The sequence below is a fragment of the Microcoleus sp. B4-C2 genome (assembly GCF_036705265.1).
GTDB lineage: Bacteria > Cyanobacteriota > Cyanobacteriia > Cyanobacteriales > Microcoleaceae > Microcoleus.
This window is the reverse complement of the sequence record NZ_JAUBUB010000211.1, coordinates 1-1314: the sequence shown is the minus strand read 5'-3', so window position 1 is coordinate 1314 and position 1314 is coordinate 1. Positions and strand designations below refer to the sequence as shown.

Annotated in this window: 1 protein-coding gene; it reads right to left on the bottom strand. The window is 37.9% G+C overall.

The window, feature by feature from the left end; all coding sequences use genetic code 11:
- Positions 1–31: 31 nt before the first annotated feature.
- The gene (locus QUB20_RS28450; protein WP_333251557.1) at positions 32–1231 is read right to left on the bottom strand and encodes an ISAzo13 family transposase; all 1200 of its coding nucleotides are present in this window, start codon (positions 1229–1231) and stop codon (positions 32–34) included.
- Positions 1232–1314: the final 83 nt, after the last annotated feature.

Here is a 1314-nt window from a genome sequence, read left to right as displayed (position 1 = left end):
AGAGACCTCCACAAAAAGAATGATCCAATAGCTATGTGGGTTTAGCGAAAATTTCTACAAACCATTTGTGAAGATTGGGGAGACGATGAATCTGGGTTTCAATTTCTGCCATAGCTAACTCCGAAACTTTAACTCCTGTGGAGTAAATTGTTTCTACCAATGTCACCACTGGATTTTTATCCTTAAATGTGAGAGTTTTGGCGAAATTTATAACAGTCTCAACAGTGTCAAGTAAACTACCATTCCAATGCTTTTCTAACCAACCAAAACAACGTTCTATTGGGTTATATTTACTATGATAGGGCGGATAATAAGCTAATTGTAACGTCAGTTGAGATTGTTGGGAAAAATCTAAAATTCGTTTCATAAACTGAGTACGACGAGAATGATTTTCCGGTCCATTATCCTGATTGATGACCAATTTTTGAATGTGATTAAAACGGTGTTTAACAGTTTGCCACCAACTTTCAAGTAAGTCAACTATACAATCAGCCGTCAACTTAGAAGTAACGAAGAATAAAAATAACTCATTGTACTCAGGCAGAAAAATACCATAGGGAATCACACTTGATTGAGTCGAAAAATCGTGGTCAACTGCAATAGTTGGCGTCCGATTTTTACCACCTCTATCAAATTCTCCAATCTTGACGGAAGCTTTGGCATCAATGGAAATTCGGAGAGTATTAGGGTTATTATCGGCTGCTGTATTGACTTGTTCAAGTTGTTCAAAAATGGCTGATGTCTCGGGGATTTTTTTGACTGGTTTAGTTTTCAAAACTCGTTTTAAGGTATAACCCAAATCATTCAATCTTCTTCTAATTGTTTCGGCGCTCGGTAGTTCTTCATCACTATAACCAAATTGTTTAATTAATTGACGACGGACTTCATTGGCAGTCATGCGCGTATATAATCGTGTACTCTTAAAGCTAGGATCAGTTTGACTGTGTGGGTCTACTAACGATGTAATATCTTTCAATAAGTTGGGTAATTTTGTTTCAACCCGCTTTCGTCCACTGCGCTTGAAACCATCGACAATTGGCTCACCACTTTTCAATTCTTTCATCCCTTTACGGATGGTCCGTCTATTCCATCCTAACTCCCGTTCTACTAACGTTTGTCCACCTATTCCTAAATCTTTGACTACCGATGCCATGAATTGTCGTCTGTCTGTCCCCTTGAGTTTTTTAGCTGTTTCGATGTAAAGAGATTTGGCGTGTTCGGTCAGTTTCATGATAGATTTTAGAGACATAAGATAGGCTGCACACTGAAATTATATTTTGACTATTATAGGATCAATCATTCTGTGGCGTTCTC

Coding starts and splice junctions, on each gene's coding strand:
- QUB20_RS28450 (WP_333251557.1), bottom strand. CDS start 1,231: ATGAAACTGACCGAACACGCCAAATCTCTTTACATCGAAACAGCTAAA.